Genomic DNA, 14,670 nt, shown 5'->3' with positions numbered 1-14,670 from the left:
CAAGCAAAGAAGGAGGAGATATGAAAGCGGTTACTACAGGGGTGGTGCATTTTATCAGAAACATGAACGAATCAAGGCAAAGGGGGAAAGAAAGATGTTAAGCATGATTGGTCTTATTGGTGGATTATTTCTTCTTATTTATTTAACGATGAAGGGCATGAACCTGCTGGTCGCAGGTCCATTATGCGCCCTGTTTGTCGCAGTATTGAGCGGGCTGCCTTTGTTTCCGCAGCTGGCTGGCGAAGGAGAGGCCAACCTGGTCACCAACTATATGGGAGGTTTCGCAGGGTTTGTGACTTCATGGTATTTAATGTTCCTGCTCGGCTCAATCTTTGGAAAGGTAATGGAGGACAGCGGTGCAGCCGACAGCGTATCCAAGTGGGTTGTCGATAAACTAGGGATGAAGCAAGCTGTGCTGGCCGTTGTCCTGGCTTGTGCGATTTTGACCTACGGCGGTGTATCTTTGTTCGTTGTTGCCTTCTCGGTTTATCCAATGGCTTTGAGTTTGTTCAAACAGGCCAATTTACCGCGGAGATTTATCCCGGCCGCTTTGGCACTGGGTTCGGTCACGTTTACGATGACTTCGGCAGGCTCTCCGGAAATCCAGAACTGGATTCCGATTGAATACCTTGGGACCTCTCCATATGCCGGCTGGGAGGTCAGCGCCATTGTGGCGGTATTTATGGCCGTGTTCGGCTACTGGTGGCTGAAGCGCATGATTCAAAAGGCAGTGGCCAAAGGAGAAACTTTTGTTGCCCGCGGCAATGATCCTGTTGTGGAAAATAAAGCTTTGCCAAATCCGCTGACCGGACTTGTGCCATTGCTGGTGGTCCTGATCATTTCTTTTGTTTTCCATGATTCCCTGATGCAATCGGCCTTGATCATTGCCCTCCTTGGAGGGGTCATTGCCACCTATCTCTTGAACCGGAAGTACTTTAAATCATTTTGGGATGCTGTTTCTGATGGCACAATGGGAGCACTTGTGGCAATTGGAAACACGGCAGCGGTTGTCGGTTTCGGCGGGGTAGCCAAAGCTGTTCCGGCTTTCCAGACAGCCGTGGATGCGATGACGAACATACCTGGCAGTCCGCTCATTGGCGGTGCAATCGCGGTTAGTGTCATCGCCGGGATGACAGGTTCGGCTTCCGGCGGCCAGGCGATCGCCCTGCCGTTGCTGGCTCCGCACTATATAGATATGGGTGTAAACACCGAAGCGCTTCACAGGACAGTGGCCATTTCCTCCGGTGCTCTTGATTCCTTGCCGCACAATGGCTATGTGGTCACTACCATTCGCTCGATCTGCGGTGAATCACATCAGGATGCCTACGGTGCGGTCGGTGCTTTGACGGTCATTGTACCATTGATCGGTCTGGCCATTGCGATTGTTCTGTTCTCATTTGGTTTTGGTATTTAATGTCGCAGGAAGGATGAGAAAAAAGTGGTTCAAAACAAGGTAGTATTCATAACAGGAGCTGCACGAGGAATCGGGTTTGAGATCGGGAAAATATTCGCAGGGAATGGAGCCAAAGTGGTGATAACCGACATGGATGAAGCGGGGGCTGAACAAGCCGCGGCTGCCCTCAGGGAACAAGGTTTCACAGCACTGGGATTAAAGTGCAATGTGACCGATGAAGACGAACTGAAACAAGCATTGGAAAAAGCTTATGAAGAATATGGAAGCATTGATGTGCTGATCAATAATGCGGGACTCCAGCATGTTGCGCCGCTTGAGGATTTCCCGAAAGAAAAATTCGAACTCTTGCTTTCAGTCATGCTGACAGCTCCATTTGCAGCAATTAAGCAAGTGTTTCCCATCATGAAAAAGCAAAAATCCGGCCGGATCATCAATATGGCTTCCATTAATGGCCTTGTTGGCTTTGCAGGTAAGGCTGCTTATAACAGTGCGAAACATGGTGTAATCGGATTAACAAAAGTGGCCGCATTGGAGGGGGCAGAGCACGGAATTACCGTCAATGCCGTTTGTCCAGGCTATGTGGATACACCGCTGGTCCGGAATCAGCTGGCCGACCTGGCCGCGACGAGGCAGGTACCTCTGGAGCGAGTGCTGGAGGATGTGATCTATCCCCTTGTCCCTCAAAAAAGATTGCTAAGTGTCGATGAGGTTGCGCAATACGTTTTATTCCTGTCGGGAGACCATGCCAAAGGCATTACCGGCCAGGCGTGCGTCATTGACGGCGGCTATACAGCTCAATAATATGTGAAAAAGCTGGCCTGATTAAAAGGTCAGCTTTTTACTTATTAAAAGGTAATTATCATCCGTATGGATTGGCGCAAAAACAGAGGGGAAGGGTTAAAGATTTGCGCTAATAGGGTTTGTTGACGCAAAAAGAGGGGGCTAAGCTCAGAAAATTTGCGCCAATAGACCTTGTTGGAGCAAAAAGAGGGGGCTAAGCTCGAAAAATTTACGCCAATAGGCTTTATTGGCACAAAAACAGAGGGCAAGCTGCCGAAAATTACGCCAATGCCCGTTGTTGTCAGCCAACTGGATTAATACAGATTTGTTAAGGGTATATTATATCCGAAGTTTCTCTATTTGGAGGTCTTAATGTGACGACGATCAGTACGCATGAAGAAAATAAAACGAGCTGTTATAGTGAATATGATGTATTGAAGCGTGTGATATTATGTCAGCCCCAGTACATGACAATCCGCGATGTAATCAATGAAACGCAGAGGCATTTCAAGGATGAGGGAATACATATTGAGCGTGCGCTCGAACAGCATGAGGCAATGGTAAGCACGCTGCGCCAGAATGGAGTGGAAGTCATCCTGCTGCCATACCATAAGAAATACCCTGAACAAGTATTTACCCGCGACGTTGGGTTTACCCTGGGAAATACAATTTTTGTTGCTGACATGGCAAGCAAAGTGAGGCAGGGAGAGGACGACGTCTTAAAACAATGGCTCGAGGATGAAGGGTTCTCCTACTATAATATTATCGGTGACAATATCGAGGGCGGAGACGTGATCATTGACCGTGACACCATTTTTATCGGGCTCAGCGAACGGACCAACCAAAAGGCTGTTGACCATATTACTCCCCTGCTTTCAAAATTCGAGGTGAAAGCCATCCAGTTTAAAGCGGAATACCTGCATTTGGACTGTGTGTTCAATGTGGTTTCGCCGGATACAGCCATCATCTACCCTGACGCCCTGACCGAGGAAGATATCCAGCTTTTCCGTTCCAGGTATAAAGACATCATAGAGGTAACAGAGGAAGAGCAATTTACCCTTGGCACCAATGTCCTTTCGATTGGCAACAAGAAAGTGCTGAGCCTTCCCGTCAACAAGGGAGTCAACAAGGAGCTTCGGGCCCGGGGCTTCGAGGTCATTGAGGTCGATATTACAGAAATCATCAAGTCCGGCGGTTCCTTTCGCTGCTGCACCCTGCCGATTTTGCGGACAAGCGAGGGCTGATGGCCAGGAAAACTTAAAGGCAGGAATAGTCGGTCACCACTGGTGGCCGTTTTTTTATTGCAGGATTCAGTGCTTCCTTCATGAGCCCAAGGTTAATGGAAGGTATAATGGAAACAGATGAAAGAGTGTTAATTTTGGCTTATCGTATTGGAGATGAATAGAGACAATGAGTAAAACATTTTCACAATGGTATGATTTCTTTATGGGGCCTTTGGAACAGGGCCGTTTTAAAACAATACGTAAAAGCCTTCTATCACAGGCAACGGGAACAGTCCTTGAAATTGGGTCGGGCACTGGTGTGAATTTTCCTCTATATAAAAATGTGGTACAAGTAACGGCCATCGAACCTAGCGAATTTATGCTCTCCCAAAGTCAAAGGAAAAGGGAGCAGGCCAAAGTGCCCATTCACTTGATTCAGGCCGGGGCAGAAAAACTACCATTTGCCGATAATATGTTTGACACAATAGTTGCCACCCTGGTCTATTGCACAATTCCCGATTCCGACAGGGCTGCCGCCGAAATGAAGCGTGTTTGCAAGCCAGGAGGCCAGGTCCTGATGTTTGAGCATGTGAAAATGAGACAGCCAGTTCCCGCTAAATTGCAGGAGTTGCTAACGCCCGCCTGGCGAAAAATCTGCGATGGCTGCTGTCTGGATCGGGATACGGTCGGCCTGATGAAAAAGCATGGTTTTAAGATTGTGGAGCAAAAAGAGGACTTCAAAGGCCTTTTTGTTGCCATGAATTTAAAAAATGATAAATAGAATAAGAAAGAGACTTCATAGTGGATCACGATACAGGGGGGAGAATATGAAGGATAAGGAAAAAGTGCTTCAGCAATTTGGAAGGAATGCGGCCAATTATGTGACCAGCACTTCCCATGCGAAAGGGGATGATTTGCACCAGCTGGTCCAGATTATTGCTGGAAGAAACAGGGGCGGTGCTGTTTTGGATGTTGCCACAGGAGGCGGCCATGTGGCGAATGCGCTTGCGCCTCTTTTCCAACAGGTGATTGCCCTGGATTTGACTCCTGAAATGCTTGAAAAGGCAAAGGGGTTTATTGAAAGCAACGGCAATGAAAATGTAGCTTTTGTACAGGGCGATGCGGAAAACCTGCCATTTCCCGACAGTTCGTTCGGGACGGTAACCTGCCGGATTGCCGCCCATCATTTCCCTGACGTCAGGCAATTTGTCCGGGAGGTTTGCCGCGTTCTCCAGGATAATGGACTTTTCATCCTGGTGGACAATGTGGCCCCGGAAATCCCGGAGTTTGACGAATTTTACAATGTCGTAGAGAAGGCGCGCGACCACAGCCATGTTCGTGCCTATAAAAAAACGGAATGGATTGCGATGCTTGAGGAAGAAGGATTCACAGTTGAAAATATGGCTGCATTCAAAAAGAAATTTTTATTCGACAACTGGTGCGGCATGATGGATCTTCACCAGGAGGAGAAGGAGCAGCTGAATGCCTTCATGATGGGGGCTGCGGAAGAGCTGAAGCAATATTTCCTTATTGAACAGCATGGGAAGCAGGTCCATTCATTCCAAGGCCAATCGATGCTGCTCACAAGCATAAAGCGCTGAGAACATACAAACTGGAACTCCGCTGTGTCATACAACCAACAATCGAACATATAATGGGAAAGATTTAAATTATGTGGGGGATTAGTGTTGATGAAGTTGTTGATTCTATCTTTGCTTAGCGTGCTGCTAGGGGTATTAATCTATCTAAACTTTACTTTTACCAATGCAAAGAGCGTCTCCAATGCCGAGAAGGATTATCTGACCCAGGAATACATCATCACCGAAGTGGATAAAAATGGATATTTTGGTGAATCTGAGAACGGCATGCGCATCTATATTAAAAAAGAGAATGTGAACCTGCCTGAAAGGCTGCAGGTACATGACAGCATCGTCGTATATTTGGAGAAAGAATCCCGCAAGGATGGTCTGGTAAAGGTGGAAAAGCTCGAGGAAAGAGATTCTTAATCTATACGTTAAAAACACGATTCCCCGGCAATGGAATCGTGTTTTTATCATTCTTTTACACTATAGTATTTGGCTGGCGGGTTTTCCATTGCCGCGGAAATGGCCGCCGTTAAACTGTGTTGGCCTCCGGCATCATGGCCGGCCTCCCAAAGCATCATTCCCCCAAATCCATTATCCAGTGCCAAATCAGCTTTCTTTTTCATTGTTTCATAACCATTGTAATGATAAGTGGTCCCATTCTTTTTCATCTGGTCCCGGCTGGCATTTGCTGGATCGGCTTTAATGATGGCGGCATAGGACAGCTGCTTGACAGCGGGATCCTCTGGCTGCGCGTAGAGAGGAACTCCGAGCACAAGCTTTTGCCTTGCCAGTCCATGCCTGTCAAAAAGTCCAGCCCAGTAGCTTACGATATTTTTGGCGAAAGAGTAGGTAGAGAGATTGCTTGCATTGTAACCGCCATCCCACTGGCCGTCATATGCCATGATATTGACATGGTCCGCATACTGGAACATCGCAGGTTCATAGATGACAGCGCCAAGCTCGGTCCCAGTCTCACTATGGATTTTGGCATGGACGGCGATGGATAGCTCTTTCCGGTTAGCATGCAGTTTTTCACCAAGTTCCTTGGTGAAAAGCGTCAATGCTTTCGCGTCTTCCTGTGAGCGCGGGTGTTCAAAGTCGATATCAATGCCATCCAGGTTCTCGCGTTCTGCCAAACTGGAAAGCTCGTTCACCAGCCTCGTTCTGGAAGCATCATTCGAAATGGCGCTTTTAAAATACTCATAGGATTCTCCGCCCTGAATATGGAACCAGCCGCCGACCGCCAGTATGACCCTGGTATCATGCTGTGCTGCCTTCTCCACCAGCGTTCTAAGGTTTTTCAATGCAAAGTCGCCATTCATAAGCAATTCACCGTTCTTAGCCGGGTGGGCAAATGAGAAAATGACATGTGTTAGCTGTGAGACATCAATATCGGCCGGATTGCGAAAATCCTGGACATAGCCGGCAAGGACTTTTGGTGTTTGCTCCGGTAATTCCAGTGCTGCTTTTACAGCAGGCTCTTTTCCTGAAGTCGGTATATGATTGACAGGTTTGGTTATTTCTTCGCTATATTTTCCGGAGGTCAGGATCCCAGCAAGGAACCCGCTCCCAAAGGTAAGAAGGAGAATAATTAACATCAAAAATTTCCAGTTGGACAAAGAGGTTTCCTCCTTTTTGGCATCCTAAAAAGTGTACCAAAAAAGAGAGGGTGATGGCGGTGGAAATATCAACCTGTCCCATTGCGACCTAACAATAGTCGGGAAAATAAATAATAACAGTGCTATAAGTTTAAGCAGGAAAGGGAATACAATCAAAAGGAACTGAAAGGAGAGATGGCATTGAATCGTAAACAAGTCAATCTGCCTGCTGGAACGGTATCCTATATTGATGAAGGCAGGGGCGAAGCAATTGTACTGCTTCACGGTTTTTGCGGCAGCAGCGAGTATTGGGAAAAGGTCATTCCCAACCTTTCGGGAAATTACCGGGTGATTGCGCCTGATTTGCCCGGGCATGGAGAATCGGGACAGCTTGCTGAAGGATATTCCATCGAGACGATCGCCGATCAGATGAAGAGCTTCTTGCAAAAGCTGGAGCTGGACAACTTCACCATGTTCGGGCACTCTCTTGGCGGCTACATAACGCTTGCGTTTGCCAGGAAGTACGGGGAAGGGATAAAAGGATTCTCCCTCATCCATTCTACTGCCCACCCCGATTCGGATGAAGCCAAAAAGGCTAGGGTTGCCAATGTGGAAAAGGTGAAGAAAGAGGGGATTCAGGCACTGATTGATGGGCTGATTCCGAAGCTATTTTCACCTGACAATCTGGAGAGCAATGCCCAGGATATTCAACGGGCAAAGGAAATCGGCTATAAAACGAGCCGGGAAGGGGCTGCAGGCGCTTTGCTGGCAATGAAAGACCGGCCCGACCTCAACAGCGTCCTGGAAGAAACCTCCCTGCCTGTACTCCTTGTCGCAGGGGAGAAGGACCAAATAATACCGAGGGAAAAAACCTTTTCCGTCTCAAGGGAAAATATTATACAAGAAATTATCCAAGACGCAGGGCATATGGGCATGTATGAAAACCCGGGCGAGCTTGTCAGGGTGATGAAGAAGTTTCTCGAGGGCTAAATGGACCAGGGACCACTATTTGAGTGGTCCCTGTTTTTTTTATTCCCGAAAGTATTCGTGTTGACGTCATTTATATTTTAGTATAATTAAAAACCTTTGTGTTTATTTATTCATTTTTTGCTTGTAAAGAAGGATTTCATCCTTTATATTTAATTCATGAAGTTTTTCCTTCAACAAATTGCCGGTGAGGAGGGTTTGCATGCAAGAGAATCCATTTGTGCAGATTATAAAAGAAAGCTTTCCTTCCTTGTCCCGGGGCCAAAAGAAGGTGGCCGAGTTTATAAAGGACCATATGGACGAAGGAGCCTTGGACACCGCCTATCAACTTGGCAAAAAGTCCGGAGTGAGCGAGACAACCGTCATCCGGCTTGCTTATGCATTAGGCTATGACGGATTTTCAGCCATGCAGGAAAAAATCCGCAAAGACTGGCTTGCCCAAAAGAGTCCTGCTTTGGACGAAGCAAGTCCTGCGAAAGAAGAGTGGCACGAAGGCCGTATTTTTGAAAAGGTGGTTGCACACGAAGGAGCGGTATTGCAGCAATTGCTGCAGCAGGTTAGTGCAGAGGAGATTTGGAAGTCAGCAGACAGGATCATCACCGCAGACAGGGTATACATTGCTGGATTTGGCAGCTCGTACGCTGCTGCGTACTGGCTGTTCTATTCATTAAGGCAAGTACGCGGGAATGTATCCATTTCCAATACCGACGGCTATATGCCGGAGGAGGTTTGCGAGTTGACAGAGGATTCGGTCGTGGTGTTGTTTTCTTTTCCGCGGTACCGCAAGGAAACTCTTAATCTCGCCCATTTAGCCAAAAAACAAGGAGCCGCAACGGTGGCCATCACGAACCGGCAGCTTTCACCGGTCGGACAGCTTGCAGAAGTGACCTTGACCACAGAGGAAAAGGTGGATTCAAGCCATAATTCAATCGCATCTGTCATTTCTTTGCTTGAAGTCCTGATGGCTGGAATTCATAGCAGGGACCATGAAAGAATCCGAAAAAGGCAGCAAAAACTCGAAATGCTCTACACAGACCAGGAGTTATTTTTGGAATAGAACCTATAAAACTACTAAGATAGAGGTGCAATCATGCAAAGTGTATCAAAAGTGCAAGAAAAAAATACACCGGTCTCTTCGATGGATTTCCTCAAATTTTTGATTCCATCCCTGATCGGCATCCTGCTTTTCATTGTTCCAATTAAAACGGAAGAGGGCATCACCATCCCGGTGGCCTTCCTTTCCAATCAGATTCATGGCGTGATAGGTGAATGGATTCCTGCCATCACGGTCGCCGTCATGGGAATTTCCGTTGCCGGGTCGATTGTGACCATGCTGGCAAAACCAAGGTTTGTCCTTGAAAACAAGGCACTCAATACATTGTTCAATGTCAGCAAGTTCTGGCTGGGAGCTCGGGTACTGGGAACGGTAATTGGTGTCGCGGCATTGTATAAAATCGGCCCTGAAATGCTGCATTCGGAAAACACTGGCGGACTGCTGCTGTATGATTTGATCCCAATCCTGTTTACTACATTCTTTTTGGCCGGCATTTTGCTGCCGCTGCTTTTAAACTTTGGTTTGCTCGAATTTACTGGTGCTTTGCTAATGAAGTTCATGAGGCCTGTGTTTAAGCTGCCAGGACGTGCTGCGCTTGACTGCCTGGCTTCCTGGGTCGGCGACGGCACGATTGGTGTCCTTTTGACAGCAAAGCAATATGAGGAAGGCTATTATACAAAAAGGGAAGCAGCCGTGATTGCGACTACTTTCTCGGTTGTTTCCATCACGTTTACGATTGTGATTTTGCAATACTTGAATCTTGAAGCCTACTTTGTCCCTTACTATTTCACCATTATCATCGCCGGTCTTGCCGCTGCGGTTATCATGCCAAGGATTCCGCCATTGTCTAAAAAAGCGGACACAGCTTATGAAAAGTCGGAGTTAAAGGCAGAAACAGAAATGCCTGCCAACATCTCCAGCGTCCAGTGGGGCCTTGGTCAAGCAGTGAACAAAGCGAGGAAGAACGAGCGTGTGTCAAATATTTTTAAGGAAGGTTTCCAAAATGTGCTTGATATGTGGCTTGGCGTCCTGCCAATTGTCATGGCGATTGGAACTGTAGCCCTGGTGATTGCCGAGTACACTCCTTTCTTTACAATCATCGGAAAACCATTCGAGCCAATTCTCTCCTTAATGGGAGTGCCGGAAGCAGCGGAAGCGGCTCAGACCATGGTGATCGGCTTTGCCGACATGCTGCTGCCAGCTGTTGTGGGGAGCGGCATTGAAAGTGAAATGACCAGATTTGTGATTGCCTGCGTATCGGTTACCCAGCTGGTCTACCTGTCCGAAATGGGCGGACTGCTGCTGGGATCCAACCTGCCAGTCAAGTTCAGGGATTTAGCTTTGATTTTCATCTTGCGCACAATCATAACCTTACCGATTGTCGTGCTGATTGCTCATATTATTTTTTAAGGAATGGCGGGAAAGCGGATGGAACTTTTTCAATTTATTGATAGTCAGCAAGACACAATCCTAAAAACCTATCAAGAACTTCACCAGCTGGCCGAGCCTAGCTGGGAGGAGGAAAAAACCTCCCGCTACCTGCAGGAACAGCTTCAGGATGCTGGTTTTAAGGTGAAAACCTATAAGGGCCATTATGGGTTTACTGCTGAATGGAGGGGGGACCTCCCGGAAGTTATTGCGCTCCGGGCGGATATGGATGCGTTGGTCCAGGAGGTGGATGGAGTGGTTCGCCCTAACCACTCCTGCGGCCATGATGCCCATAGTACGATGGTGCTGATGGCCGCGCTCGCATTGGCGAAAAACAAGCAAAGGTTCAGGCACACTGTCCGGTTTATTTTCCAGCCAGCAGAAGAAAAAGCGGAAGGAGCGCTGAAGATGATGGAGGATGGTGCCTTGGAGAATGTCAGGTTCCTTGCGGGCATCCACCTTCGTCCCGAGTCAGAGGTCTCCTTCGGCAAAGCGGCTCCCGTCATCCTGCATGGATCAACTGCCAGCTTGAAAGGAACGATAAAAGGAGTGCCCGCCCATGCAGCAAGGCCGGAGGAGGGCAACAACCCCCTGGAGGCCGGTGCGCTCTTGATACAGGAAATGAAAAATATTTCAATCGTGGACAAGGGCCGCTATTCGATTAAAATCACCGAACTGCACGGCGGTGAAGCCTCCAATTCCATTCCGGCAAGCGCCCTCTTTACCTTTGACCTGCGCTCGGAAAAGAATGAGGCCATGGAGAGCCTGATTGAGCGAGCAAACGAGGCGATTCGTAAAACGGAAATGGCGACAGGAGTGACAATTGAGTCAGGCATTTCGGAATACTCGCCAGCTGCTGTACAAAATCAGGAGGCGATTCAGCTTGCCCAAACGGCGATTGGTGAGATTCTTGGCAGGGAAAATACGGTTGAAGCCTGCGAAACGCCTGGGGCTGAGGATTTTCATTTTTATACCGTAAAGAAACCTGATTTGGCCGCCACAATGATCGGCCTGGGCTGCGGGCTGGCACCCGGTCTGCATCATCCCGATATGAGCTTCAACAAGGAAGCCTTAGTGTATGGGGCAAAAATACTCGCGAAAATGCTGCTGCTGGCAGATGAGAAAAAATGGTCCGAAGGGAAGGGAGAAGTGTGAATCACCTAGACTTGTCATCGATAGAAATTCGCAATCTCGAAACAGTGGCTGAACTGGAGGAGGTTCGGCGTCTTGAAGCTCTTGTCTGGAGCTTCGAAGATTCGGTACCGGTCAATCAATCTGTCGCCGTCGTCAAAAACGGCGGTTTTATTCTTGGTGCCTATGTTGAGGGAAAGCTGGTTGGCTTTCAATACAGTTTTCCCGGCTTTGATGGAAGCAAGGTGTATCTCTGTTCCCATTCCCTGGGTATTCATCCGGAGTACAGAAGATATGGAATTGGCGAAAAACTAAAAAAAGCGCAAAAAGAGTTGGCTGCGGCTAAAGGTTATAAGCTGATAACATGGACATACGACCCGCTGGAAACGGTGAACGGGAATTTGAATTTACATAAGCTGGGAGCTAAATGTACCGCCTACCAAGAGAATGTATACGGAGAAATGGCAGATGGTTTGAATGATGGCCTTCCGACAGACCGGTTTTTGGTAGAGTGGGTAACGGGTAGTTCCAATGAGGGGCGGGCTGTTGTGATTGATGGCTTGCGGATTGTGATTAAAACGATTGTGGCTCGTAATCTGTTAATTCCAGGAGAAACCGATTTAACGTTAAATAATGACAGGCTGCTCGTCCCAGTGCCAGGGAATTTTCAGGAAATCAAAAAGGCCGATTTTTCGTTGGCATTAGCCTGGCGTAACAAGACACGGGAAGTTTTTGTGCATTTTTTGGGAAAAGGCTGGGTTGTAAGCGACTTGGTGAAAGATCCGCTTGTTCCCAATCAGTATTTGTATCTATTGGAAAGAGGGGAGCAGCTTAATGGAAATTGACAAAATCATTCTGCGGCAAATTAAGATGGACCTATTGCATCCTTTTACAACCAGCATTGGGACCGAATATGACAAGGACATTATTTTAGTGGAAGTGCTTGGCAAAAGCGGCCTTTCAGGCTGGGGAGAATCAGTGTCCATCGTAGAGCCAATATATAATGAAGAAACGGTACAAACAAATTGGCATATCATGAATGATTTCCTGATTCCGCTGCTGATGAAGGATCCCGTGGGGCACCCGGATGAATTGGGTGAGCGATTCAAGTATGTCCGCGGCAATTTTAATGCTAAGGCGGCCCTTGAAGGAGCTGTCTGGGACCTGTATGCCAAGGAGCAGGGGATCCCGCTGGCCCAGGCACTTGGCGGGACGAAAGAAAAAATTGAAATTGGCGTAAGTGTCGGCATCCAGGAATCCGAGCTGAAAATGCTTCGGCAAATTGAAGGCTATCTGCAGGAAGGCTATAAACGGATCAAGGTGAAGATTAAGCCTGGCTGGGATATTTCCATTTTAAAAGGGATCAGAAAGGAGTTTTCGGAAATTCCTTTGATGGCTGATGCCAATTGTGCCTATACTCTTGGGGATTTGGAACATTTACGGAGGCTCGATGAGTTTGGCCTTATGATGATTGAACAGCCTCTCGCTCATGATGACATTATCGATCACGCTCAGCTTCAGGCCAAGCTGGAAACGCCCATCTGCCTGGATGAAAGCATTCATTCAGCCGAGGATACGCGGAAGGCGATTGAACTGGGCAGCTGCCGAATTGTCAATTTGAAAATTGGCCGGGTTGGCGGATTGACGGAGACGAAGAAAATCAATGATCTATGCGTGAAGCACGGAATTCCTGTCTGGTGCGGAGGCATGCTGGAGGCGGGAATCGGAAGGGCGCACAATATCGCGGTTACATCGCTGTCAGGTTTTACGCTTCCGGGAGATACGGCACCATCTTCCCATTACTGGAAGCAGGATATTATTAAGCCGGAAGTGGAAATGAAAAAGGGCTATATCACTGTTCCGCAGGGGCCGGGCATTGGATTTGAGCCGGACTTGGCCAGGATTGAAGAGCTCACCGTGGCTACCCGGATTTACTAGTCTTTATGGAGGAAACGTTCTAGTATTTTACATTATTGCGAGCATATGTTCGGTTTTTATGTTATAATAAAACAGCAATAGTATAGGGAACTCAGGAGGTGGGTCAGCGATCCCCGGCGAAAGGGGGTGGTGCTGTGACCGTCTACCAAGCGTTAACGCTAATGATTGCTTTTGCCAGTTTAGTTGTTACGATTATCGCTTTAACACAAAAAAAGTAACCCACCCTTGAGCCTGCCAGCATTTAGAGTGGATTACGTCCTGATTAATTTGCTGATGCCCCTTGAAGGGACATGCTATTGCATGACCGTTTGGTGTTGCGAGCACCAGCGGTCTTTTTTAATATATGTGGAATTCCTCCTTTTATTATACCTAAAAACATGAGATAAGACAATTGACTTATGCCGGCTTACATAAAACCAGGAGGTTTTAAGAGGCAGTTTAGTTGAAAATTTGGATAATTATGCTATAATGAATGAATATTCATTCAACAGATGTATAGAGAGGGGATCAAAATGGATCGGATAGGACCTATCATGATTGTGGAGGGACCGAATAATAGCAGCAAAGTCCCTTTTTCGCGCAGCCTGTATATTGACAGCCAGGATAAGGTGCTAATTGATTCCGGTGCTGATCCAAAAGCCCTTTTAGCCATCAACCAGGAACTTGGCATCAACCGGATTGTGAATACCCATTACCATCCGGACCATACCGCCCATAACTATCTCTTTCCGGCTGCCGTGAAAATGATCAATCCGATTGAATTTGAACATTCGCTGACCATTGACGGGGTTGCCAGGGCTAATGGCATTTATCAGGAGTGGGGACAAAAAGGGGTAGAGTTGTGGAAGAAGCAGCTGCCGCAGGAATGGGTGCAAAACCTGGGAGCCATAACGGAGACATATGAATATGAAGAGGAATATTCATTCGGAGGAGTCAAAGTCGTGTTTTTGCATACTCCTGGACACACAAGCGGATTTTCCTGCCCATACTTTCCGGATCTCGGCGCCATCTTTGTCGGCGATTATGATATGACATCGTTTGGGCCCTGGTACAACGGAACCGACGGCAATATCGATGAATTTATTAATTCGGCAAAGCGACTGCTTGAACTGGATGCCGATACCTATATAACGGGACATCAAAAAGGGATTTTTACCCGCCGGGAGTTTGTGGGCGCCATGGAAAAGTATCTGGCGGTGATTGACAAACGAGATGAACTAGTCGAGAAATATGTTCGCCAGGGGCTAAGCTTTGAGGAGCTGACCAGCCTGGGAATCTTTTATCCAAAGAAAGCCCTTCAGCGGCCGATAATGAAAACCTGGGAACGAAGCGGCATCCGGAAGCATTTGCACAGGCTGGGATTAAGCGTGCAGGAAGAGGGTGGAGTGCTTTTGAAAGCGAAATAAGAATATGATAAGGTGCAGGAACTCCCGTGTCGTGGAGATGCGGGGTTTTTGTTTGTGGGAAAGGGCGGTTGTAGTGAGGTAGTGTGGTTCTGTCGTGAGTGCGCTGAACTTTGTCGTAAGAAGGT

The 14,670-nt window shown here is 47.6% G+C and carries 15 protein-coding genes; 14 read left to right on the top strand and 1 reads right to left on the bottom strand.

Annotated features, from left to right (window positions below):
- Positions 1-94 precede the first annotated feature (94 nt).
- The 6 genes from ADU22_RS19795 (at position 95) to ADU22_RS19770 (ending at position 5,423) form a co-directional block, all read left to right on the top strand.
- Positions 95-1,414, top strand: coding sequence for a GntP family permease (locus ADU22_RS19795; RefSeq protein WP_053363705.1), 1,320 nt, complete (start codon positions 95-97; stop codon positions 1,412-1,414).
- A 24-nt stretch (positions 1,415-1,438) separates the two neighbouring features.
- On the top strand, positions 1,439-2,215 hold the full coding sequence (locus ADU22_RS19790) for a 3-hydroxybutyrate dehydrogenase (protein WP_053363704.1): 777 nt from the start codon (positions 1,439-1,441) through the stop codon (positions 2,213-2,215).
- A gap of 353 nt (positions 2,216-2,568) precedes the next feature.
- Complete coding sequence (locus tag ADU22_RS19785) at positions 2,569-3,438, top strand: dimethylarginine dimethylaminohydrolase family protein (RefSeq protein WP_231687919.1); 870 nt, start codon at positions 2,569-2,571, stop codon at positions 3,436-3,438.
- 166 nt (positions 3,439-3,604) lie between these two features.
- On the top strand, positions 3,605-4,198 hold the full coding sequence (locus tag ADU22_RS19780) for a class I SAM-dependent methyltransferase (protein WP_053363703.1): 594 nt from the start codon (positions 3,605-3,607) through the stop codon (positions 4,196-4,198).
- A gap of 46 nt (positions 4,199-4,244) precedes the next feature.
- On the top strand, positions 4,245-5,018 hold the full coding sequence (locus ADU22_RS19775; protein WP_053363702.1) for a class I SAM-dependent methyltransferase: 774 nt from the start codon (positions 4,245-4,247) through the stop codon (positions 5,016-5,018).
- Positions 5,019-5,108: 90 nt separating this feature from the next.
- Positions 5,109-5,423: a hypothetical protein gene (locus ADU22_RS19770; RefSeq protein WP_053363701.1), complete on the top strand. Its 315-nt coding sequence runs from the start codon at positions 5,109-5,111 to the stop codon at positions 5,421-5,423.
- A 47-nt stretch (positions 5,424-5,470) separates the two neighbouring features.
- Here the strand turns inward: ADU22_RS19770 and ADU22_RS19765 are convergent, their stop codons facing one another.
- A complete protein-coding gene (locus ADU22_RS19765; RefSeq protein ID WP_231687918.1) occupies positions 5,471-6,622 on the bottom strand; it encodes a glycoside hydrolase family 18 protein in 1,152 nt (383 codons plus the stop codon).
- A gap of 180 nt (positions 6,623-6,802) precedes the next feature.
- Here ADU22_RS19765 and ADU22_RS19760 point away from each other — a divergent pair, with 180 nt between their 5' ends.
- The 8 genes from ADU22_RS19760 to ADU22_RS19730 all read left to right on the top strand — a co-directional run bounded on the left by ADU22_RS19760 (position 6,803) and on the right by ADU22_RS19730 (position 14,545).
- Entirely contained in the window at positions 6,803-7,591 is a 789-nt protein-coding gene (locus ADU22_RS19760; protein WP_082252943.1) for an alpha/beta fold hydrolase, read from the top strand.
- Positions 7,592-7,790: 199 nt separating this feature from the next.
- Positions 7,791-8,645 carry a MurR/RpiR family transcriptional regulator gene (locus tag ADU22_RS19755; protein WP_053363699.1) on the top strand — a complete coding sequence of 285 codons (855 nt, stop codon included), beginning with the start codon at positions 7,791-7,793 and terminating at the stop codon, positions 8,643-8,645.
- A gap of 33 nt (positions 8,646-8,678) precedes the next feature.
- A complete protein-coding gene (locus ADU22_RS19750) occupies positions 8,679-10,052 on the top strand; it encodes a YjiH family protein (RefSeq protein ID WP_053363698.1) in 1,374 nt (457 codons plus the stop codon).
- Positions 10,053-10,070: 18 nt separating this feature from the next.
- The gene (locus ADU22_RS19745) at positions 10,071-11,225 is read left to right on the top strand and encodes an amidohydrolase (RefSeq protein ID WP_053363697.1); all 1,155 of its coding nucleotides are present in this window, start codon (positions 10,071-10,073) and stop codon (positions 11,223-11,225) included.
- Positions 11,222-12,046 carry a GNAT family N-acetyltransferase gene (locus ADU22_RS19740; RefSeq protein WP_231687917.1) on the top strand — a complete coding sequence of 275 codons (825 nt, stop codon included), beginning with the start codon at positions 11,222-11,224 and terminating at the stop codon, positions 12,044-12,046. The genes ADU22_RS19745 and ADU22_RS19740 overlap by 4 nt, the downstream gene beginning before the upstream one ends.
- Positions 12,036-13,139 (top strand): o-succinylbenzoate synthase, encoded by a 1,104-nt coding sequence (gene menC / locus ADU22_RS19735; RefSeq protein ID WP_053363695.1) that lies wholly within the window; start codon positions 12,036-12,038, stop codon positions 13,137-13,139. The genes ADU22_RS19740 and menC overlap by 11 nt, the downstream gene beginning before the upstream one ends.
- A gap of 98 nt (positions 13,140-13,237) precedes the next feature.
- Positions 13,238-13,357, top strand: a complete 120-nt coding sequence (locus ADU22_RS25570; protein ID WP_353611395.1) for a putative holin-like toxin — start codon at positions 13,238-13,240, stop codon at positions 13,355-13,357.
- Between the two features lie 294 nt (positions 13,358-13,651).
- Complete coding sequence (locus ADU22_RS19730; protein ID WP_053363694.1) at positions 13,652-14,545, top strand: MBL fold metallo-hydrolase; 894 nt, start codon at positions 13,652-13,654, stop codon at positions 14,543-14,545.
- Positions 14,546-14,670 lie beyond the last annotated feature (125 nt).

This window comes from Bacillus sp. FJAT-27251 (genome assembly GCF_001273925.1).
Classification (GTDB): domain Bacteria; phylum Bacillota; class Bacilli; order Bacillales; family Cytobacillaceae; genus Mesobacillus_B.
This window is presented reverse-complemented; position numbering and strand designations above follow the sequence as displayed.

What these genes read in the sequence shown, in the direction of transcription:
- ADU22_RS19795 (WP_053363705.1), top strand. Translation starts at nt 95, where the DNA reads ATGTTAAGCATGATTGGTCTTATTGGTGGATTATTTCTTCTTATTTAT.
- ADU22_RS19780 (WP_053363703.1), top strand. Translation starts at nt 3,605, where the DNA reads ATGAGTAAAACATTTTCACAATGGTATGATTTCTTTATGGGGCCTTTG.
- ADU22_RS19775 (WP_053363702.1), top strand. Translation starts at nt 4,245, where the DNA reads ATGAAGGATAAGGAAAAAGTGCTTCAGCAATTTGGAAGGAATGCGGCC.
- ADU22_RS19770 (WP_053363701.1), top strand. Translation starts at nt 5,109, where the DNA reads ATGAAGTTGTTGATTCTATCTTTGCTTAGCGTGCTGCTAGGGGTATTA.
- ADU22_RS19755 (WP_053363699.1), top strand. Translation starts at nt 7,791, where the DNA reads ATGCAAGAGAATCCATTTGTGCAGATTATAAAAGAAAGCTTTCCTTCC.
- ADU22_RS19750 (WP_053363698.1), top strand. Translation starts at nt 8,679, where the DNA reads ATGCAAAGTGTATCAAAAGTGCAAGAAAAAAATACACCGGTCTCTTCG.
- ADU22_RS19745 (WP_053363697.1), top strand. Translation starts at nt 10,071, where the DNA reads ATGGAACTTTTTCAATTTATTGATAGTCAGCAAGACACAATCCTAAAA.
- menC (WP_053363695.1), top strand. Translation starts at nt 12,036, where the DNA reads ATGGAAATTGACAAAATCATTCTGCGGCAAATTAAGATGGACCTATTG.
- ADU22_RS19730 (WP_053363694.1), top strand. Translation starts at nt 13,652, where the DNA reads ATGGATCGGATAGGACCTATCATGATTGTGGAGGGACCGAATAATAGC.